The following is a 20,863-nucleotide window of genomic DNA, read 5'->3' as shown; positions in this document are numbered from 1 at the left end:
TTATCTAATTTTAAGTGTAACCAGTGTAATAATTGCAAGGAAAATTCCCACAATCCAAAAGCGCGTTACAATTTTACTTTCGTGAAAACCTTTAATTTGGTAATGATGATGTAGCGGCGACATTCTGAAAATACGGCGACCTTCTCCAAATCTTTTCTTTGTGTATTTAAACCAACTTACTTGGAGAACCACAGATAAATTTTCCATTAAAAATATGCCGCAGAGGATGGGAATTAACAGTTCCTTTCGAACAGCAATAGCAATTACGGCTATAATCCCCCCAATAGTTAAACTACCCGTATCGCCCATAAATACTTGCGCGGGATAGGTATTGTACCATAAAAAACCAATAAGTGCCCCCACAAATGCGGTAATAAAAATGGTCATCTCGCCCGTGTTCGGGATATACATTATATTGAGATAATCCGAAAAAATTACGTTTCCCGAAACCCAAGCAAAAAATGCCAACGTAAGTGCAATAATTGCCGATGTTCCCGCTGCCAGACCATCAATTCCGTCGGTGAGATTGGCGCCATTTGAAACAGCAGTAATTATAAAAATTACAATGGGAATAAAGATGATCCAAACATAACTTTGGTAGTTACCGCCCACCCAGCTTATTAGTTCTGAATAGTTAAATTCATTTTCCTTTACAAAAGGAATGGTAGTTAATAAAGATTTGTCCTTTACATAAAACGTATTGGTTGATTCCTTTTCAATTACGCGCGCAATTTCCGTTTCAGTTTCCGGATTTTGAACAGTTCTTTCCACTACAATATCTGGGTGCAAATACATTGTGAGTCCCACAAATAGCCCTAAACCAATTTGCCCAATAACCTTAAACTTGCCGGGCAGCCCCTGTTTATCGTTTTTAAATTTTTTAATGTAATCGTCTATAAATCCGATTACGCCCATCCAAAGAGTGGTTACTATTAAAAGAATTACATAAATATTTTCCAGTTTTGCGAAAAGTAAAACGGGAATAAGCGTAGCTAGTATTATTATAATACCACCCATAGTTGGGGTTCCGGCCTTTTCATTTTGCCCATCCAACCCAAGATCGCGAATAGACTCGCCCACTTGCTTTTTTCTTAAAAACTCAATTATCTTTTTTCCGTAAACGGTGGCAATAAATAACGACAGTATTACCGCAGCGATAGCCCGAAACGAAATAAAATTAAACAAGCCAGTGCCCGGTATGTCGTAGGTTTTATCCAAATATTCAAAAAGGTAGTAGAGCATTTGGTTATTTGTTTAAGGTGGTTAATGTTTGTTTTACAATTTTAAAATCATCAAAATCAAAGCGTTCGCCATTAATTTCCTGATAGGTCTCATGGCCTTTCCCAGCAATTAAAATAATGTCGTTTTCTTCTGCCATTTGGCACGCTGCTTTAATGGCTTCTTTCCTATTTGTAATTGAAATTGTTCTTTTATAATGCTCTGCCGGCACACCAGCTTCAATTTGTTCAATTATTTTTTCTGGATTTTCGGTTCGTGGATTATCACTTGTAAATACAACGCGCGTGCTTAAAGTAGCGGCAATTTTACCCATTACGGGGCGCTTTTGATTATCGCGATCGCCACCACAACCCACAACAGTAATTACCTGCTCATTACCCGTTCTAATGTTGTTTATAGTTTCAAGTACATTTTGTAAAGCATCGGGAGTGTGTGCATAATCAACAATTGCGGTAATTTTATTTTCTGAAATTAAATATTGAAATCTCCCATCCACACTATTTAACGTGCTCATAATCTGAAGAATTTCTAACTCCTCCAAACCTAACAATTTGGAAGCTCCATAAATTGCCAGCAGGTTATATGCATTAAAACTACCAATTAATTTTACCCATAAATCCTGGTTATTTATTTTTATGAGTTGCCCAGTAAACTGGCTTTCTAAAATTTGCGCTTTGTAGTCTGCATATGTTTTTAAGGCGTACGTAAATTTTTTCGCCTTTGTATTTTGAAGCATCACCAAACCGTTTTTGTCGTCTATATTTACCAATGCGAAAGCAGATTTTGGCAAATTGTCAAAAAATGATTTTTTTACATCGCGGTATTCTGCAAAATCCTTGTGATAATCTAAATGGTCGTGCGACAAATTTGTGAAGATGCCCCCAACAAAATGTAATGCATCCGTTCGTTTTTGATGTATGCCGTGCGAACTAACTTCCATAAAGCAGAATTCTACCCCCGCATCTACCATTTTTCGTAAATAACTATTTATGGTCAGTGAATCGGGCGTGGTGTGCGTGGTTTTGTATTCGGTGTCGCCCACCAATATTTTTACAGTAGAAAGCAACCCTACTTCGGTTCCGGCCTTTTTGAAGAGCTGATATAAAAGTGAAGAAATTGTTGTCTTGCCGTTGGTACCGGTAATTCCAACGAGTTTCAATTCTTCTGAAGGATTACCAAAATAATTGGCAGCCATAATGGCCAAGGCACTGTGGGTATTAGCAACTTGTACGTATGTAATGCCGTTGATAATAAGATCGGGCATTGTTTCGCAAATAATGGCTAATGCTCCTTGATCGGCCGCTTTTTTAATAAATTCATGCCCGTCTGAAACGGATCCCTTTACCGCGATAAAAACATCGTTTAAAGAAACCTTTCGAGAATCAAATTGTATGTTGTTAATAGCCACAGAGGTGCTACCTACAACACTTTCGATGGTAACCTTATACAATATGTCTCTTAACAATATCACGATAAATTAAGGGTAATTAGTTGTCCTTTTTTTAGGGATTCGCCAGATTTTATAGATTGGCTATCAACGCTTCCATTGCCCACAACTTGCACTTTTAGGCCAAGGTTTTCTAAAAGCGAAACGGCATCCATACCTGCCATTCCGGTAACATTCGGAATGGTTTTAGACGGCTGCTGAAGCTTGGCGTAATACTTTTCAAAATCCATCTCAATGATTGGGTCTGGCTGTTCTATGCGCTCTACCTTATCAATATTTCGGGACTCTGTAAATATTTTCTGAGCTACGCGTTTAAACACAGGCCCAGAAACGTCTGCACCATAAAAACCTCTTTTAGTACTTGGCTTATGAATTATTACGATGCACGAATATTTGGGATTGTCTGCCGGAAAAAATCCTGCAAACGATGAAATATAGCGCGGATTACTGTTCCAGTCAGGAAACCAATATTCGGTACGGGCAGTTCCCGTTTTTCCGGCCATTGAAAAATCGGGGGAGTAGAGCGATTTGCCAGTTCCGCGTTTTACTGTATTTTTCATTATTTCCTTAATTTCATTTAAGGTTTTATCTGAACAAATTTTAGGATTAATCACTTTGGTATCATAGACCGTTACCTTTTCATTCCAAGCGCGCACCTCTTTTATAAAGCGAGGTTTCACCATTACTCCTTTATTTGCAATAGCGTTGTAAAATGTTAAGGTTTGAAGCGGCGTAAGCTGTAAGTTATAGCCATAGGCTATAGAAGGCAGCGCGTTCTTGCTCCATTTTTTATCGCCCGGCTGGGGAATCATAGGTTGGCCTTCCCCTTTAATTGCAATTCCTGTTTTTTTATCGAGATGCCAGCTTTTTAATCGGTTGATAAATTTATTCGGGTTTTTGGCATACCCATTATCAATAATTGTTGCGAGCCCAATATTTGAAGAAACTTCCAATGCCCTCGCCGCAGAAATTTTTCCATAGCCGCCGCGTTTTGAATCATTAACAGGCCTTCCGTAGAAAATTTTTCTTCCATTACCTGTATCTACAACACTACTGGTATCTATTACCTTATCTTCCAACGCAGCCATTAACGCCATAACTTTAAAAGTTGAGCCTGGCTCGTGCGATTCGCCAACTGCATAATTAAGTTTTTCGTAATAAGTGCCATTGGATGTACGCCCCAGATTAGAAACAGCCTTTATCTCACCCGTGGCAACCTCCATTACGATTACGGTACCGTGTTCGGCTTCGTAATACTCTAGTTGCTTTAATAATGCATGGTGCGCAATATCCTGTATGTTTACATTTATGGTTGAAACAATATCGTAACCATCCTGCGGCTCTATTTCGTTGTCGTCCGAAATAGGTTTCCATTGTCCCTTGGCTATTTTTTGTTTTAGCCTATGGCCCTCCTTTCCGGTAAGCAAATCGTTAAATGCGCCTTCCAAACCTACTGCGTAATATCCGGGACGATCAAAAGCTTCATCGCCCACGGTACGTTGTGCGATTTTCCCGATGGGATGTTCGCGAACGGTTCGTTGCTCTACGATGATTCCACCTTTATAGGGACCTTTTTGAAACAGCGGTAAATGCTTCACTTTTATATAATCTGAATAGCCCAAGTTTTTTACTATTAACAAATAGCGATTTTTATCTGCGCGGGCTTTTCTTAATTTATTCTGATAGTATGAAACAGGTTTTCCAAACATGCTGCTCAAGCCTTCGGATAGCGGCTTTAAATTTTGTTTGAAATCTTTCGAGGACACCGTAACCGCATCAAAACGGATATCGTATTTTGGCACCGAAGTAGCCAGTAAGCTACCGTCATCAGCATAAATATTTCCTCGATTTGCAGGAATTATAAAATTTTTGGTAGTGTTTTCCTTGGCCAAATCTCGATATTTATCGCCGTCTACAAACTGAATATTAAGCAGCTTAACGCTTATGGCAAGCGCAAATAGGAACATACATCCCGCAACGATGTACAAACGATTTAATATGTTTTTTTCCTCAAATGCCATTCTTGTATTCAGTTTCTTTTTTAATTCCTATCCGTGTTTTTTTCGTTTTATTTTACTGTTTCAATGATGCGAATGCGCTTCGGCGGATTTGACGATGGTTGCAACCCCCGACGCTCCATGGCGGCAATAATTTTACTTTCCATTCGCGACTGCATCAAAAGCATTCTAACATCTACATATTCGCTTTTCAGCTCTTTTACTTGAGCATTTAATTTTGAAATAACGTGCACTTTTTTATCGGCGCTGTGCGAACTGCTAATCATAACCAAAGCCAATACAGAAAGAAAAATGATAAAACGCCAATTTTTCAGCGCATCATCACTTACCAAAAATTTTCCTTTTATAATGTTGTAAAAACCTTCTTTCATGTTATAATTTCTCAGCTATTCTAAGTTTGGCACTTCGAGCCCTATTGTTCAATTTTATTTCTTCTTTAGTGGGAATCACAAATTTTCCCACAGCTTTAAAAGGCACCTCTACCCTTCCGAATACATCCTTTTCTGGCTCGCCTTCAAACAAGCCGTTTCGTATGTAGCGTTTTACCAGCCTATCCTCTAGCGAATGGTAACTAATTAAACTAAGTCGCCCGCCTGGTTTTAAAACTTCGTTGGTCTGCAGCAAAAATTCTTTAAGCGCCTCTAACTCTTGGTTTACTTCTATGCGGATGGCTTGATAAATCTGAGCCAGAATTTTGTTTTCCTTATGCGCTGGCAAAAACCTACGGAGCACTGTTTTAAGCTGTTCGCTCGTTTTTATTTTTTGCTCCTGTCTAGCTTCAACTATTACCCTGGCCATTCCGGCGGCATTTCGCAATTCGCCATAATTTGAGAGCACATTGCGCAACTGAGTTTCTTCAAATTTATTGACAACAGTATAAGCCGAAAAATTACTATCGCGATTCATCCGCATGTCCAGATCGGCTTCAAAGCGTGTTGAAAAACCTCTTTCAGCTACATCAAACTGATGCGAAGAAACTCCGAAATCGCCCAAGATTCCATCAACAGTTCTATAGCCGTGAAATCTTAAAAACTGTTTCAAAAACCGAAAATTCTGATTGACCATCAAAAACCGCGGATCGTCAATAGCATTTTTCAGCGCGTCTTTATCCTGATCAAAAGCGATGAGTTTTCCGTTGGAACCCAAGTGTTTTAAGATTTCACGTGAGTGTCCGCCACCGCCGAAGGTTACATCTACATACACGCCATCTGGCTTGATATTTAAACCTGAAACAGTTTCTTTTAATAAAACAGGATTATGATACTCCATGGTCTTCTCCGCTTTTATTTCCCATCACCTCTTCGGCCAGATCGGCAAAATCATTTGCTGCATCATCAATAGCTTGCTCATATTTGTCTTTATCCCAAACTTCAATAATATTTATGGCGGAAGAGAGCACAATTTCTTTGCTAATACTCGCAAATGCTAGCAGGTCTTTAGGAATCAACAAGCGTCCGGCAGCATCGAGTTCCACCGTTTTAACGCCAGCTGTAAACCTTCTGATAAAATCGTTGTTTTTTCTACTGAAGCGGTTAAGTTCACCCATTTTTTGCATTAACGCTTCCCACTCTTTCATAGGATAAATTTCTAAACAAGGCTGAAAAACGGCACGCTTAATCACAAAGCCCTCGGGAGCCACTACAGCCAACTGCTTTTTAAGCGGAACAGGCACCATGACGCGTCCTTTTACGTCTGCTTTACATTCGTATGTACCTATTAGATTGAGCATTGTGGAAATTCCCGATTTGCAATTTATAGTTTCAAATATATATAACTTTTACCACTTTTTACCACATTCTACCACTTTGTTGATAAGTTTTACCACATTGTAGATAACCTCAAATTTGAATTGACAAAAACAAAGGGGGCGTATAAATAGACTGTATGAAAAATTTTTGTTTACTTTTGTCATTCTAAATTGCACCAACCAAGCATGTCAGAAAACTTAAAGAAAGAAGGAAAATTTTCATATTTAGAAATAGGTGAAGGCACACCAATTGTTATCCTTCACGGTCTTATGGGCGGTTTAAGTAATTTTGATGGCGTTGCCGATTTTTTTCCACCAAAGGGCTATAAAATTCTAATCCCTGAATTGCCTATTTACAAAATGACCTTACTGCGCACTAATGTGAAAAATTTCGCAAAATACGCTGCACAGTTTATAGATCATTTGGGCTATAAGGAGGTAATTTTATTAGGAAACTCACTGGGGGGCCACATCGGACTTCTGTGCACAAAGCTATACCCAGAAAAAGTTAAAGCACTCATTATTACCGGCAGCTCCGGATTGTACGAAAGCGCTATGGGCGAAAGCTACCCCAAACGTGGCGATTACGAGTATATTAAACAAAAAGCTGAAAACGTTTTTTACGATCCAAAAATAGCAACCAAAGAAATTGTAGACGACGTTTACGAAACGGTAAACGACCGAACAAAGCTTATTCGAACGCTTGCTATTGCCAAAAGCGCCATTCGGCATAATATGGCAAAAGATTTGCCAAAAATGCACACGCCCACCTGTATTATTTGGGGGAAGAACGACAATGTAACCCCTCCCGAAGTAGCGGTAGAATTTCACGAACTTTTACCAGATTCTGAATTATTCTGGATTGATAAATGTGGCCATGCTGCAATGATGGAGCACCCTAATGAATTCAATCAATTGCTCTACGCGTGGTTGCAAAAACGCAAATTTTAAAAGGGTTTAGATTTCTAAGAGAAACTATATTGCTCATTTAACCCACAACATCTAATTACAACAGCATGCATATTAAATCTGCGGAATTTTTAATGAGCAACAGCGATGTTGCGAAATGCCCTAAGAATCGGTTGCCAGAATACGCTTTTATTGGCCGGAGTAATGTGGGCAAGTCTTCCCTAATAAATATGCTTATGCAGCGCAAAAACTTGGCAAAAACTTCAGGTAGGCCAGGGAAAACACAGCTAATTAACCATTTTATTATTAACAAAAGCTGGTATTTGGTAGATTTGCCTGGTTACGGCTACGCCCGTGTTTCTAAAAGTAGTAAAAAAACTTTTCAGAAATTTATAACCAACTACTTCGAAAAGCGCACACAAATGGTCTTGGCTTTTGTGCTTATAGACTGCCGTTTAGAACCACAACCCATAGATTTAGAATTTATGGAGTGGATGGGCGAAAGCGGAATTCCTTTCAATATTATCTTTACCAAAGCAGACAAGTTAAAGCCGAACGCTTTAAATAGAAACGTTGAGGCTTACATCCAAAAAATGCTCGAAACTTGGGAAGCAATGCCCCAATACTTTATTACATCTGCCAGTAATTTTACCGGAAGAGACGAATTACTAAATTATATTGACGAGCTAAATGCCACTGTTGGCAATCCAGATTTTTAAATGCTACTCTCCTCTTTTTAACTCTAACTTTTCGGCAAAATAATCGCAAAAATCGCGCATGGTAGCACTCATTTTTTCATCGTTTGTAGCCCGCTGAAAAGTATCTGCCATAGCACTTAAAGTTTGATGGAAAAAAATCTTCATTTCATCTACGGGCATATCTTTTGTCCAAAGGTCTATTCTAAGGCTTTCCTTATTTTTATTGTCCCAAACCGAAAGCATTACAGCTTTAGTCTCTTCGTTTGTAACCCCACCATCTTCGGCTGTCCAGTGAATTTTTTCGGGTATCTTATTTTCGTCTAAACCAACGTTTAATCGTATTTCTGAATTGTGTTTAATTGCCATTATTTCTTAGGTTTGTATTTTGAATTTGTAAAAATTTCATCAGCATTTGTAACCATTAATTGCTGAACATTTGTATCGTTATTTTTCATATAGGCACGTACAATTTTCCAGCCCAAATATTTTCCCAACATACCTGGAGATTCGTTGTCTATTTCTAAATAAAATTTTGAAAACGGTGCGGGGCTTACAAATCTGGCTGCAAGTTTTGGGTCTGTGCTATAGAGCAATTCCTTCTCTATAAAATAACGCCACATATATTCTTCATTTTCTTCAGCCCAAATGTACTCCTCTATGGTATAGCCTATTTTTGCCGCATCGGAAGTGTTTGGAAGCCAAAGATCTTTTAAATATAATTCTTTTCCGAAGTAAACTATCTGCGCTAAAAATGTTCTTTTATTCGGTATTTTAATGTGTTGTCTGGCGTATATTTCAGCAACATCGGGCCCTATTTGAGACGGTTTCATTTCTTTCGCAATATATTTGTCTATGCCCTGGTAAAATTTATGGTCGCTTCCCAAGTAATTGTCCAATCCTATAACCAACATACTGTCTGCAAGAATTACCTTGTTTCTATAGTCAACGTCAGATGTGGCGGCAACTACTACCGGTGTTGTGAATTTTGGAAAATAATATTTTATGTGCTGAAAAAGCGGCTCGAGAATTTCTTTTAAATCCCCCTCGTTCGGAAATTGTTTTAGCACTTCCTGCTCCAACTGATTTTGTAGCGTATCGGTTAACTTTTCAACCCAGATACTATCGTGGTATTTCTCAGGAAAAAACGCGGGAAACTCCTTTTTTAATTTTGGCAAATTCTCAGGAGATGCCGCCGCAAATGCCCTATCGAAACGGATTACCTCAACATTCATCGGAATTTTTTCAATTTCCTTTTCAACCTCACTTTTAGAATTGCACGAGAAAAAAAGAATTCCAAAAAATATCGCTATCAAATATTTTATCATATAAAAAATGTTATTCTTGGTTAACGTTAATCCTTTTTATTAATTTTATCTTTAACCACTTTTGCGGTGCAAAGGTATTATTATAAAAGATTAAAAACACGGAAAATGCAGACCGAAAAAGTTATAGATTTTATTGTAAACTGGCTTAAAAGTTATGCCGAAAATGCAAAGATGGAGGGTTTTGTAGTAGGCATAAGTGGCGGAGTAGATTCGGCAGTAACCTCGGCACTCTGCGCAAAAACAGGCTTACGTACACTTTGTGTAGAAATGCCCATTCATCAGGCTGCAAACCAAGTTAGCCGCGGCCGCGAACACATTCAGTTTTTAAAAGAAAACTTCCCAAATGTTAGCAGTACGGAAGTAAATCTTACTTCGGTTTTTGAACAATTTAAGGCCGAAGTCCCTCAAACATCAAATCGAGCCTTAATAGATCTTTCATTAGCCAATAGCCGGGCTCGTTTGCGAATGACCACACTGTATTATTTTGCTGGAATATATCGTTATTTGGTTGCGGGAACTGGAAATAAAATTGAAGATTTTGGCGTTGGTTTTTACACTAAATATGGTGATGGCGGAGTAGATTTAAACCCCATTGCCGATTTGCTAAAAAGCGAAGTTTATACAATTGCGAAGGCATTAAATGTTCCGGAATCCATACTAAATGCAGCACCAACAGACGGTCTTTTTGGCGATAGCCGCTCGGATGAAGATCAATTAGGAGCAAGCTACGACGAACTGGAATGGGCAATGGAAATGGCGGAAAAAGGCAAGCAAAACAGCGATTTTGTAGGCAGACAACAAGTGGTTTTTGATATTTACCGTAAACTCAATAGCGCGAATCAACATAAAATGCTCCCCATTCCAGTGTGTAAAATTCCATTAAAATTAAAGCATTAACGCTACTGGTCGGATAATTTAACACTTGAACGAAACCTTTGCTATTCATTCGGTAAAGGTTTCATTCTTTCGTAATGTATTGTTAATATTACAAATTAAACTTTCCCCATTTCTCAAGTTTATATTTTTCCAAATTTGTAAATTTTCAAAGATGAAAAGAGTTGTAATTGCAGACCATCATGCTATGATTAGGGAAGGCATTTCGGTTTTTTTGAAAACTACGCATAAATATACAGTAGTTGGCAATGTTAGTCGTGGGACCGAATTAATTGAATGTATTGAAAAAACAAAGCCCGATATTTTAATTTTAGAATTGAATATTCCGGAAATTAAGGGTTTTAATACACTTCGCCACATTCACGAAACATTCCCAAAAATTAAAATTGTAATTTTTTCTTCATATCCCGAAGTAGTCTACGCGCTTCGCACCATAAAATCTGGGGCTTCTGGGTATATTCCAAAAACTGCTTCACCCGCAGAATTTTTAGAAGCTCTTAACCATGTAAATTTAGGGGGTATATTTTTAAACGATGCGCTAATTGCGGCGTATAACAATCGTAATAATAACGATACTAGCGTTATTGGGAAATACAAAAAGCTTTCGGCGAGAGAATTGGAAGTTTTAAATTTGCTTTCAGACGGAAAGCGCAATAAGGATATTGCATCCCTTCTGGAAATTAATGAAAAAACGGTGAGCACCTATAAAACGAGGCTTTTAAAAAAACTGGAAGTAAACAGTTTGGCAGAGTTAATTACCCAAGTACGGATGCTACAGTTAAGTTAAAGCACCCGGTTAAGTTTATTGGAAAGCACCTTTTTAAGACTAATATAATCTACTATTTCCTGAAGTCCAGAATCTACTTCGGCAATTTTGCCCTCTTTCATTTCTTCAGAAAGTTCGTTTATTTTTTGGGAAACCAAATGCCGGCGTAAATTAAGTATTGTTTCGCTCACCATTTGGGCTATGGTTTTATCTTTTTCTTTTACATAAATTTCCTTTCGTTCCCAGTTACTCAGCGTGTATCGTTCTTCTTCCATTAAAATATGCGTTACGGCGGTGGCCATTTCGGGTTTTAAATCGTTTATAAAAGTTTCAGCTTTTGCTTCGGGATCTTGATTAAATCTGTTTACAACTTCAAAATACAAGCTTTTGAATTCCGGATTTGTAAACTCAATTTCATCGTCCTGCAAATCGAGATAAATTTTTTCGAATACGCGCGCTTTGTGAATTTCAGGTTTCAACGAAATTTCGCCTTTTTCATCTACATCCAGTATTAAGTCTTCGAAATCTTCTTCCACATTGCCGTAGAGTAATAATAGTTCAATTATTTTTTGCTCCAATTGCAATTGAACGTCTATTTTTTGAATCTTTTTTTCGGTTGGAATAACCTCAAAAGACTCCTGCTGCACCTTTGTTTTTTTAGCAGCCTCCTTTTTGTCTTTTTGAAAAATTTGCGCCAGCGTATTAAAAAGCACTTGTTCCGAAATATCCATTATACGCGAACATTCCTTTATATAAACTTCGCGCTTTATTACATCGGGAATTTTGGCAATGCTATTGACCATATCGTGAATGGTTTCCGATTTTTTTATCGGATCGTTCTTGGCTTCATTTGCAAGCAGTGACGCTTTAAAAGTGATAAAGTCTTTTGCGTTTTCTTCTAAGTAAAGTGTTACATCTTCGAACGAATTTTTCCGCGAAAAGCTATCTGGATCTTCGCCTTGGGGAAAGGTGCAAATTTTTACATTCATACCTTGTTCCAAGATTAAATCTATTCCGCGAAGCGATGCTCTAAGGCCCGCAGCATCTCCATCAAAAAGAACGGTAATGTTTTTGGTAAGGCGGTTTATAAGCCGGATTTGTTCCGAAGTTAAAGCCGTTCCAGAGGAGGAAACCACGTTGTGAATACCTGTTTGGTAAAACTGAATAACATCTGTATAACCCTCAACCAAGTAGCAATTATCCTCTTTTGCGATGCTTTGTTTGGCGTTAAATATGCCATAAAGCACTTTGCTTTTGTGGTAAATATCGCTCTCGGGCGAGTTTAAATATTTTGCCGCCTTTTTATCTGAAGTTAATATTCGCCCCCCGAAACCCAGCGTACGACCGCTCATACTTAAAATCGGAAACATAACGCGACCCTTAAAACGATCGAATTGCTTTTCTTCCTTTACGATAGATAAACCCGTTTTTTCCAGAAATTCTAGCTTATAGCCTTTTTTAATTGCGTGGCTGGTAAAGGCATCCCAAGAATCTGGGGAATAACCTAACTTAAATGTTTTTATAGTTTCATCGGTAAAACCTCTTTCCTTAAAATACGAAAGTCCAATGGCTTTGCCTTCTTCGGTTTTTAATAATGTATTATGGAAATATTCCTTTGCGAATTCGCTTACCAAATACAAGCTTTCACGCTCGTTGGCCTGTATTTTGTCTTCGGGCGTTTGCTCGGTTTCCTCAATTTCAATCCCGTACTTTTTGGCTAAAAATTTAATTGCTTCGGGATAGGTGAAATGTTCGTGTTCCATTAAAAAGGAAACCACATTTCCTCCTTTTCCGCTACTAAAATCTTTCCAAATTTGCTTTACGGGACTCACCATAAAACTCGGAGAGCGTTCATCTGTAAATGGGCTAAGCCCTTTAAAGTTGCTCCCGGATTTTTTTAATTGCACAAAGTCGCCAATTACCTCTTCAACACGAGCGGTTTCAAAAACATTGTCTATGGTGGTTCTGCTTATCAAGGAAATTGTTAATACGTTAATTGGATATTGCGGTCGGTAAAAATAGCAATATATAAAAAAGAAACCTACAAGGTTTTAAAAACCTTGTAGGTTAATAATTAAACAAAATTAATAGATGTGGCTAATCTACATCAAAGCGCAAACCCAAAGATACATTGCGCTGGACAATAGGGTTATTCTTAAAAATTGTGTTAAGATCGTACTTGGCGTATAGCGCAATTCCTTGCCAAGCTATATAACTACTGAGGCCGTAAACAAAATTATTTGTGTTGTAATCTGCTTTTAGTTTTAATTTTTGATCTTCCCCATCCTCTTCAAATTTTAACTTTTGGCGGGTACTTAAATTTATTCCTACATAGCCGCCCAAGCCAACCGTAAGTTGATTTTTGGTAGAATAACGGAAATAATCGTCGTATTCAGTTTTTTTAGACGGTCCGAATTCCAAATGAATAGGCACCACTAGATTGTCCATTCTAAATTTAGACTTTTCGAGATTTAACGGATACGTTTGCAGCTCGGTTTGTTCTCCAGTATCTACAAAAAATCTATTGTCCGTAGGTTTTAATCCGTTAAATTGAAAAGACAGTCCGTATTTAATTCGGAGCCAATTTGAATTATCGAAAACCCGTGTTTTCCACGCCCAGCCAAGTTCGGCAAAGCGGCTACCTGCTACTTTAAAATCTGAATCCTGCAAGGATTCGCCTTCAGTAATTGCGTTGTTTAAACCAAATGCAAATACGAAATCGGAGGTGGTTCGGCGGTCGTATTTACGTTTTTTATTTTTAGGACCAATGTAAAGCACATTTTCATTTTCACTATCGCTAGTACCTATTCTAATGACCATTCCTGTATCATCATCTTCGTTTACTACGGTATCGTTTCGTTTTAGCAATGCTATTTTATTATCAATAATTGCCAATCTATTTTCAATGTTTAATGCGTGCTTTTCGGCGGCGTTTTGTTTTAAACTTTCGGCCTCGGCTTCGGTAACACCATCGCTGTTTAATAACGAATTAATTCTTTCAACTTCTGTTTTTAGCGCGTCTTTTTCCTCTTGAATTATTTTTTCTTTTAAACTGCTTAAGTGTTCAATAGAATTTTTGTTGGTTGCTACTTGTGCCTGCACATAACCGCTAGTGAGTAAACAAATGGTGAGTGCCGTGGTAATTGCGATAATTGATTTCATAACTGTTCGATTTTTGATTATTGATGATGAATTGATGAATAATTTTGTTACCTATTTTAAATCTTTCGTTTGCGCTCGAGGCAACAATTGGTCAGTCGTTTCGCTCAGAAACAGCAGTCCTTATTTTATTAAAACCTTCGCCAAGAGCGTCAAAAACCTTGTCGCGAAAACTTTTTTCGAGCTCCCACTCTACGTCTTGCAAGAGCGCAGTTGCATCTACTTTTGGATTGTTTAAAATACGTTGCGATTGAATTTCGCGGCGAGCGTTATCTAACAGCGCTTCTACTTCGGCAGCAGTTACATCTGCATTATCTTCTTGTAGTTTTTTTACTGAAGCAACTACTTCGTCTATTTTAAGATTTATATGTTTTTCATCTTCTGAAATAATTGCCTTCTCTTCTTTATTAGGTTTTACATTTTCGTTCTTTGTCTGGGCAACTCGTTCATATTGCTGAATTTTTTTGTCAATTTCAGATTTTTTAGGTGAAGGATTTTTTAACTGTATTGATTTTTCTCGTGCCGTTTCGTTTGCTTCCCTTCCAGAGGATTTTGTATTATCTTTATTTACATTATATTCTTCCTCCGAAGTTACGGGTAGCTCTGACGCTATTTTTTGGGATTCAACATTTATTGGAATTATTTCAGAATTTGTTTCCGGGTTAGGCGGATGTATATTCTCGTTTACAATAGTATTGTTGCCTTCAAAATTATTTCTACTATAGAAAATTGAAACCAAAATTAAAATACCCACAATGCTCGCAGCGGCGTAATACCATAAGATCGGCTTTGTTTTGGGTTGCTCGGCATCTAACCTTGCTTCTAGTTTTTTCCAAGCGTTCGCGGAGGGTTTTAGCTCTCTCGCTTCCAGCTTATCGCGCATGTTGTCTTCTAATTTATAAGGTGCCATAGCTAATATTATTTTGTTGTTTTACCATATTCTGAAGCATTTTGCGTGCTTTAAACAGTTGTGATTTTGAAGTATTTTCGCTTATCTGCAATTGTTCTGCAATTTCACTGTGTTTGTATCCTTCAATTGCATAAAGCACAAAAACCGTTTTATAACCAACCGGCAAACTGTCTATCATTTTTTGAATTTCGTCCGTTTCCAATTCGGTTTCAATAAATGTGGAATGCACTGCAGAATTTTCAATTTCGGCTTCGGATGTAAAATGTAGTTTTTTATCTTTTCGAAGTTGTGTAATACTTTCGTTTACCATTATCCTGCGAACCCAACCTTCAAAACTTCCTTCGTTTTTAAAATTGTTTAAATTTGAAAACATTTTAAAAAACCCGTTTAGCATTACTTCTTCGGCCAAATCGTTGCTTTTTACATACTGCCGGCAAACTCCCAACATTTTGGGTGCAAAATGCTCAAACAATTTTTGCTGCGCTCGGCGATCGCCATTAGACGATTTGCTAATTAGCTTTGAATAATTTTTATGTAAGGGTATTATTTTCAAAATACGCTTCGCTTTAAAAGGCTTCTATTTAATAGACGCAGGTTTTTGCAGAATAGTTGCCTGGGAGTAAAAAAAGTTTTCAATATACTGTCGCAGTATTCCGTTTGCCTCCGCATACTGCCTCTGCAAACTGCTACTTTTTCCTGTCAATAACGTAATTTACCATCAACTCGAGCGATTCTTTGTAGGGCGAAGCGGGATAGGTTTCCAAAAGCTGAAGTGCTTGCTGTTGGTACTCCTTCATTTTTGATACGGCATAATCCAGACCGCCATTATCTTTTACAAAAGCGATAACTTCCTTTACGCGCTTTTTGTCTTTGTTATAATTCTTAACCGAATTAATTAACCATTTTTTATCTTCAGAAGAAGCATTATTTAGTGCGTATATTAAGGGAAGAGTCATTTTTTGCTCCTTAATATCAATGCCGGTAGGTTTGCCGATGTGCTCGTTACCATAATCAAAAAGGTCGTCTTTTATCTGAAAAGCGGTGCCGATGAGTTCGCCAAACTTGCGCATTTTTTCAACTTCTTCATCCGATGCCATTACCGAGCGTGCGCCCATTGCACAACAAGCTGCAATTAATGTTGCTGTTTTTTGGCGAATTATTTCAAAATAAATATCTTCAGTAATATCTAACTTTCGCGCCTTTTCAATTTGTAAGAGTTCGCCCTCGCTCATTTCGCGCACGGCCACAGAGATTATTTTTAATAAATCGAAATCGTCATTATCTATAGAAAGCAGCAACCCTTTAGAAAGCAGATAATCGCCAACGAGCACGGCAATTTTGTTTTTCCAAAGTGCATTTAAGGAGAAAAACCCACGGCGACGGTCGCTGTCGTCTACCACATCGTCGTGTACCAAAGTAGCAGTGTGTATAAGCTCAATAACCGATGCGCCGCGATAGGTACGTTCATTCACTTGACCTTGATTGGTCATTTTTGCAATTAGAAAAACGAACATGGGCCGCATTTGTTTTCCCTTCCGGTTTACAACATAGTGGGTAATTTTATTTAGCAGTGAAACTTTGGAAGACATAGAGTCTGAGAACTTTTTTTCAAAAAGCTCCATCTCTTTTTCAATGGGAAGTTTTATGCGCGAAACTATCTTCATAAAAGCTCAAAGATAGTTAAAATTGAACGACGGTTTTCACGGTGCCATCAAGTAAACGCAACAGATTTAAAAAAAGTACGGTGCATTTTAACAAAACTTTTAAAGATTGATTTTCGCATTCAAAATTAAATATTCATTATTTCAATCTTAAAAGTTATAAAAATGCAAGATGTGCGTTAATAAATGTGCGACAGACATTGAGTTAATCTTCAAAAATGCGAAATACTCAAAAGGTGTTAAAGTGACATAAAACCCCTATTGACAAAGGCTCAAGCCCTATTTTTGGGGGAAATTATTTTTAACTCCTTAATTAATATTTAAAATGAAAAAAATTACTTTATTGGCAGCATTATTTGCTGGCTTTGCGATGAGCGCACAAACAACAATTTTTGAAGACGATTTTGAAGCTTATGACGACTTCATTATTGACAATGTTGGAGATTGGACTCTAGTTGATCAAGACATGCTACCTACTTACGGATTTTCAGGTGTTACTTTTGACAACTCTGGTTACACGGGGGCATTTATTGTTTTCAACTCAACTACAACAAACCCTCCATTAGATCCAACTGCCGATTCTGATTGGACTGCTAGAAGCGGTGAAAAGGCAATGACTTCTTTTGCTGCTGTTCCAGACGGAACAACGAATGCGAACAACGATTGGCTTATTTCTCCACAAATTACATTAGGAACATCTGGAAACCTACTTTCTTTCTGGGCAAAAGCTGCTGACGCATTATACTCGAATGAGACTTTTAACATCTTAGTATCTATAGTAGATAACGACCCAACTAACTTTTCACCACTTGAAACAGGTTTAGTTCCTCAAGCAATTGACTGGGAAGAATTCACTGTTGATCTTGATTTTTACGCTGGACAAGATGTTTACATCGCTATAAACCACGTTGCTTCTGACCAATTTGGTTTCCAAGTTGATGACTTTAAAGTTACCGCTGATGTTTTAGGTGTTAACGATCAAGTTTTCCAAGGTTTCAAATACTTTGTTGCAAACAACCAATTAAACCTTTCTGCTACTACTTCTATGGAGCGTGTGGCTATTTACAATATGCTAGGTCAAGAGGTAGTTTCTCAAAAACTAGCTAACACTAATGAATCTGTAACTATTTCTGGACTTCAGTCTGGTGTTTACATTGCTACTGTTTCTATTGAAGGAGCTAGCAAAACTTTCAGAATTGTAAAAAACTAATTTACATTCGGTTTTGAATTGAATTGAAAAGAGCGGCCAAAAGCCGCTCTTTTTTTATTGTTTGTTTGCTAATTGCCCACAGGCCGCATCTATATCCTTTCCGCGACTTCTGCGAACCGTTACAGGAATTCTGTTGTGTTCCAAGGCCTGAATGTAATCATCAATTATGGTAGATGAAGCTTGCTGAAAATGGCCATCGTCTATTGGATTGTATTCAATAATATTCACTTTGCAAGGTACGTATTTACAAAAAGTAACAAGTGCTTCAATAGCTTCCCAAGTATCGTTTATATCTTTCCAAACAATATATTCGTACGTAATTTTCCGATTCGTTTTACTGTACCAATATTCTAAAGCTTCGCGAAGATCTGTTAATGTAAATGCTTTTGCAAAAGGCATAATCTGCTCCCTTGTTTCCTGAATTGCGGAATGTAATGATACTGCCAAATGAAATTTTACCTCATCATCTGCCAATTTCTTTATCATTTTTGGCACACCAGAGGTAGAAACAGTAATTCGTTTTGGCGACATCCCCAAGCCTTCGTCCGAAGTTATTTTTTCTATAGACTCCAATACATTTTTATAATTCATAAGCGGTTCGCCCATTCCCATAAAAACTATGTTAGAGAGTGGTTTGTTATGGTACAGCCTACTTTCTTTATCTATGGCCACAACTTGGTCGTAAATTTCATCTGGGTTTAAATTCCGCATTCTTTTAAGTTTTGCGGTCGCACAAAACCTGCAATCTAAACTACACCCAACCTGCGAAGAAACACAAGCCGTAGTTCTACTTTTAGTAGGAATTAAGACTGATTCCACCACCAAATCGTCGTGAAGTTTAACCGCGTTTTTAATTGTGCCGTCATTACTTTTTTGAATGTGATCTACTTTAATATGATTAATAACAAAGTTGTTGTTTAAATGTGCTCGGGTTTCCTTGGAAAGATTGGTCATATCGTCAAAGCTGTGTATTCCCTTGTTCCACAGCCAATCATAAACCTGTGTGCCACGGAAAGCCTTATCGCCAATACTTTCAAAAAAATCTCTAAGTTCTTCTTTAGTAAGTGCTCGTATATCTCTTTTTTCTGAAATCATCTTGCAAAATTACTGTAATTAAAAGTAAAAAGCCTCTTTCCGTTTCAGAATAGAGGCATTTCAACTTTAAAAAATTATATATTTATTTATTAATAATTATTTTTTTCGTTATTGAGTTCTTGCTGTCTTCATCTAACAAATAGAGAAAGTATACGCCATCAGCGAGGTTGGCAACATTGATTGTATTCATTGTGTTAGACAGGGAACCCGCGTGGATACGCTGCCCCACTACATTCAGAAATTGAAAGGATAAATGCGGAAATCTATTGTTCATTACCGTAATGGTAGTACTGGCGGGGTTGGGATAAATTTTAATTTCGCCAATTTGTTCAAAATCCGGAATGTTCAAAAGATTTTGAATTGTTTCCACCGTAGTTTGCCCAGAACTAATTGGGTCTAACCAATCCATTAATCGCGATTGTGCCGTATTTCCAGTATTCCAAGAAATACCAAACCTACCGTAAATATCGTATTCACCGTTGTTTGTTAATCCGTTGCAAGCCGACTGCCCTGCATATAACTGACCGATAATCCGGCCATTTTCATCAAAAAGTGGAGATCCTGAAGAGCCGCTTTCTGTTGTACCTATCTCCCAGCCATTGCCACTTCCGTGTGTGCCGCCACCAATTAACCAAACTTGTGTGCCATTGGCATCTACTTTTGTAGCGCCAGAATTATCTCTGCAAATTTTCATTATATCTCCGTTCGGATGATGTATGCCAACTTCAAACAATGGATCGGTATCTGAGTTATCCCATCCGGCAAAAGCAACGTCCCACGAATTGGGAATTCGTTCAAAAAGTTCTACTAAGGCAAAATCACTTACGTTATTGTTAGCTTTTAATTCGGCACCGCTAATGGTAAAATTAGTTTGCAGATCTCCGCTGTCCTCTCCGGTTCCGCACACTGGCGTTGGGCTTACCCAATTAAACCGAATAGACCAAAGCGCCGGGCTGCTGTTTTCCAAACAGTGATTGGCAGTTAAAAGATAAGGTGTTTTATCGCTCTGAGTATTATTAACCAATACGGCCGAACACAAATAACCATTTCCGAGGTTTAGGAGTGCAACTGCTTTTTTCACTAAATCTTTTTTGGCATCAAAATCACTTCCAATCGGGCAATTTACATCGTAATTACATTCACCAGAATCGTTAATGCCGCGAACACCGTCTATTAGCGCATTTACACTTCCCATTCTGTAGCCGTGAATAACACTGTTAATTTGAAGTCGCGGTGTTTCCCGTGTATGGGGAGGTTGGTAGTATTCAATCCAAATAATATCGCCCTCTACAAACCAGGTTCCCAATTGACCATTTATTCGGTTTTGCGCATTATTATAAGTTCGGGTAACATCTGTTCTATCTTGATTGTAAAGTTGAAGTCTAGCACCGGAGGGCAAATAAAAGTCATCAAAATTAATACTTAAATTTAGCGCTCTGTGCGATTGTATGGTCGTGCGCCAAATTTTCCCGCCATTGGACAGTGTGGTCCATAGCCCATTTTGTTGCATATTTAGATTTACAGGTATTTCAATACCGTAGCGCCAAGGCATGCTTTTATCTAAATCGTTTATACTGTCTTGCTGTAAAATAAGCTCTAAATCTAAGGGCGGAAGCCGTATAACCTCGGGTTGTTCTGTTAGATCAAGATCCCAGCTTTCGGGCAATTCACCGCCATTGCCTTGCGAAAAGGCAATTAGTGTGTACAAATAAATAATGAAGAAAAACGTAGTTTTTTTCATCTAGACAGCTGGTTAGTTTTTAATAAAGGAATACTAAGGTATAT

Annotated in this window: 20 protein-coding genes; 5 read left to right on the top strand and 15 right to left on the bottom strand. The window is 37.9% G+C overall.

What is annotated here, in order from left to right; translation table 11 throughout:
* Genes mraY through mraZ form a run of 6 tightly spaced genes read right to left on the bottom strand, consistent with a single transcriptional unit; the run spans nucleotide 1 to nucleotide 6,433 of the window.
* Nucleotides 1-1,242, bottom strand: a complete 1,242-nt coding sequence (gene mraY / locus VZD24_RS12065; RefSeq protein WP_279448919.1) for a phospho-N-acetylmuramoyl-pentapeptide-transferase — start codon at nucleotides 1,240-1,242, stop codon at nucleotides 1-3.
* A 4-nt stretch (nucleotides 1,243-1,246) separates the two neighbouring features.
* Nucleotides 1,247-2,710, bottom strand: coding sequence for a UDP-N-acetylmuramoyl-L-alanyl-D-glutamate--2,6-diaminopimelate ligase (locus tag VZD24_RS12060; RefSeq protein ID WP_279448920.1), 1,464 nt, complete (start codon nucleotides 2,708-2,710; stop codon nucleotides 1,247-1,249).
* A complete protein-coding gene (locus VZD24_RS12055; RefSeq protein WP_279448921.1) occupies nucleotides 2,707-4,707 on the bottom strand; it encodes a PASTA domain-containing penicillin-binding protein in 2,001 nt (666 codons plus the stop codon). The genes VZD24_RS12060 and VZD24_RS12055 overlap by 4 nt, the downstream gene beginning before the upstream one ends.
* A 47-nt stretch (nucleotides 4,708-4,754) precedes the next feature.
* Nucleotides 4,755-5,075: an FtsL-like putative cell division protein gene (locus tag VZD24_RS12050; RefSeq protein WP_279448922.1), complete on the bottom strand. Its 321-nt coding sequence runs from the start codon at nucleotides 5,073-5,075 to the stop codon at nucleotides 4,755-4,757.
* Nucleotide 5,076: 1 nt separating this feature from the next.
* Nucleotides 5,077-5,973: a 16S rRNA (cytosine(1402)-N(4))-methyltransferase RsmH gene (gene rsmH / locus VZD24_RS12045; protein WP_342687757.1), complete on the bottom strand. Its 897-nt coding sequence runs from the start codon at nucleotides 5,971-5,973 to the stop codon at nucleotides 5,077-5,079.
* Nucleotides 5,960-6,433, bottom strand: a complete 474-nt coding sequence (gene mraZ / locus VZD24_RS12040; protein WP_342687756.1) for a division/cell wall cluster transcriptional repressor MraZ — start codon at nucleotides 6,431-6,433, stop codon at nucleotides 5,960-5,962. The genes rsmH and mraZ overlap by 14 nt, the downstream gene beginning before the upstream one ends.
* Before the next feature lie 204 nt (nucleotides 6,434-6,637).
* On the opposite strand from mraZ, the gene VZD24_RS12035 reads away from it, so the two are divergent.
* The gene (locus VZD24_RS12035; protein ID WP_279448925.1) at nucleotides 6,638-7,402 is read left to right on the top strand and encodes an alpha/beta fold hydrolase; all 765 of its coding nucleotides are present in this window, start codon (nucleotides 6,638-6,640) and stop codon (nucleotides 7,400-7,402) included.
* 65 nt (nucleotides 7,403-7,467) lie between these two features.
* The gene (yihA, locus tag VZD24_RS12030; protein ID WP_279448926.1) at nucleotides 7,468-8,079 is read left to right on the top strand and encodes a ribosome biogenesis GTP-binding protein YihA/YsxC; all 612 of its coding nucleotides are present in this window, start codon (nucleotides 7,468-7,470) and stop codon (nucleotides 8,077-8,079) included.
* Between the two features lie 3 nt (nucleotides 8,080-8,082).
* Here yihA and gldC read toward each other — a convergent pair whose 3' ends face one another.
* Both gldC and gldB read right to left on the bottom strand, forming a co-directional pair.
* The gene (gldC, locus tag VZD24_RS12025; protein WP_279448927.1) at nucleotides 8,083-8,424 is read right to left on the bottom strand and encodes a gliding motility protein GldC; all 342 of its coding nucleotides are present in this window, start codon (nucleotides 8,422-8,424) and stop codon (nucleotides 8,083-8,085) included.
* Nucleotides 8,424-9,383, bottom strand: coding sequence for a gliding motility lipoprotein GldB (gene gldB, locus VZD24_RS12020; protein ID WP_342687755.1), 960 nt, complete (start codon nucleotides 9,381-9,383; stop codon nucleotides 8,424-8,426). Before gldB ends, gldC begins: the two co-directional genes overlap by 1 nt.
* 105 nt (nucleotides 9,384-9,488) lie before the next feature.
* Between gldB and nadE the strand changes: the two genes are divergently transcribed.
* Both nadE and VZD24_RS12010 read left to right on the top strand, forming a co-directional pair.
* Nucleotides 9,489-10,280 carry an NAD(+) synthase gene (gene nadE / locus VZD24_RS12015; RefSeq protein WP_342687754.1) on the top strand — a complete coding sequence of 264 codons (792 nt, stop codon included), beginning with the start codon at nucleotides 9,489-9,491 and terminating at the stop codon, nucleotides 10,278-10,280.
* Between the two features lie 151 nt (nucleotides 10,281-10,431).
* Nucleotides 10,432-11,064, top strand: a complete 633-nt coding sequence (locus tag VZD24_RS12010; RefSeq protein WP_279448930.1) for a response regulator — start codon at nucleotides 10,432-10,434, stop codon at nucleotides 11,062-11,064.
* On the opposite strand, the gene dnaG is transcribed toward VZD24_RS12010, so the two are convergent.
* From dnaG to VZD24_RS11985, 5 genes are all read right to left on the bottom strand, one after another.
* On the bottom strand, nucleotides 11,061-13,019 hold the full coding sequence (dnaG, locus tag VZD24_RS12005) for a DNA primase (RefSeq protein ID WP_342687753.1): 1,959 nt from the start codon (nucleotides 13,017-13,019) through the stop codon (nucleotides 11,061-11,063). The genes VZD24_RS12010 and dnaG overlap by 4 nt on opposite strands.
* 121 nt (nucleotides 13,020-13,140) lie before the next feature.
* Nucleotides 13,141-14,205 (bottom strand): coiled-coil domain-containing protein, encoded by a 1,065-nt coding sequence (locus VZD24_RS12000; RefSeq protein ID WP_342687752.1) that lies wholly within the window; start codon nucleotides 14,203-14,205, stop codon nucleotides 13,141-13,143.
* Nucleotides 14,206-14,296: 91 nt separating this feature from the next.
* A complete protein-coding gene (locus VZD24_RS11995) occupies nucleotides 14,297-15,112 on the bottom strand; it encodes a hypothetical protein (RefSeq protein ID WP_342687751.1) in 816 nt (271 codons plus the stop codon).
* Nucleotides 15,099-15,665 carry an RNA polymerase sigma factor gene (locus VZD24_RS11990; RefSeq protein ID WP_279448934.1) on the bottom strand — a complete coding sequence of 189 codons (567 nt, stop codon included), beginning with the start codon at nucleotides 15,663-15,665 and terminating at the stop codon, nucleotides 15,099-15,101. Before VZD24_RS11990 ends, VZD24_RS11995 begins: the two co-directional genes overlap by 14 nt.
* A gap of 133 nt (nucleotides 15,666-15,798) precedes the next feature.
* Entirely contained in the window at nucleotides 15,799-16,776 is a 978-nt protein-coding gene (locus VZD24_RS11985; RefSeq protein WP_342687750.1) for a polyprenyl synthetase family protein, read from the bottom strand.
* 322 nt (nucleotides 16,777-17,098) lie between these two features.
* On the opposite strand from VZD24_RS11985, the gene VZD24_RS11980 reads away from it, so the two are divergent.
* Nucleotides 17,099-17,983: a T9SS-dependent choice-of-anchor J family protein gene (locus VZD24_RS11980; RefSeq protein ID WP_342687749.1), complete on the top strand. Its 885-nt coding sequence runs from the start codon at nucleotides 17,099-17,101 to the stop codon at nucleotides 17,981-17,983.
* 54 nt (nucleotides 17,984-18,037) lie between these two features.
* Here VZD24_RS11980 and rlmN read toward each other — a convergent pair whose 3' ends face one another.
* Both rlmN and VZD24_RS11970 read right to left on the bottom strand, forming a co-directional pair.
* Complete coding sequence (gene rlmN, locus VZD24_RS11975) at nucleotides 18,038-19,078, bottom strand: dual-specificity RNA methyltransferase RlmN (RefSeq protein WP_342687748.1); 1,041 nt, start codon at nucleotides 19,076-19,078, stop codon at nucleotides 18,038-18,040.
* Between the two features lie 82 nt (nucleotides 19,079-19,160).
* A complete protein-coding gene (locus VZD24_RS11970) occupies nucleotides 19,161-20,819 on the bottom strand; it encodes a T9SS type A sorting domain-containing protein (RefSeq protein ID WP_342687747.1) in 1,659 nt (552 codons plus the stop codon).
* Between the last annotated feature and the right edge of the window lie 44 nt (nucleotides 20,820-20,863).

The organism is Aequorivita flava (genome assembly GCF_038742595.1).
In the GTDB taxonomy this organism is placed as follows: domain Bacteria; phylum Bacteroidota; class Bacteroidia; order Flavobacteriales; family Flavobacteriaceae; genus Aequorivita; species Aequorivita marisscotiae.
Note: the sequence above shows the minus strand (reverse complement) of the source record. Positions and strands in the feature narration are given on the sequence as shown.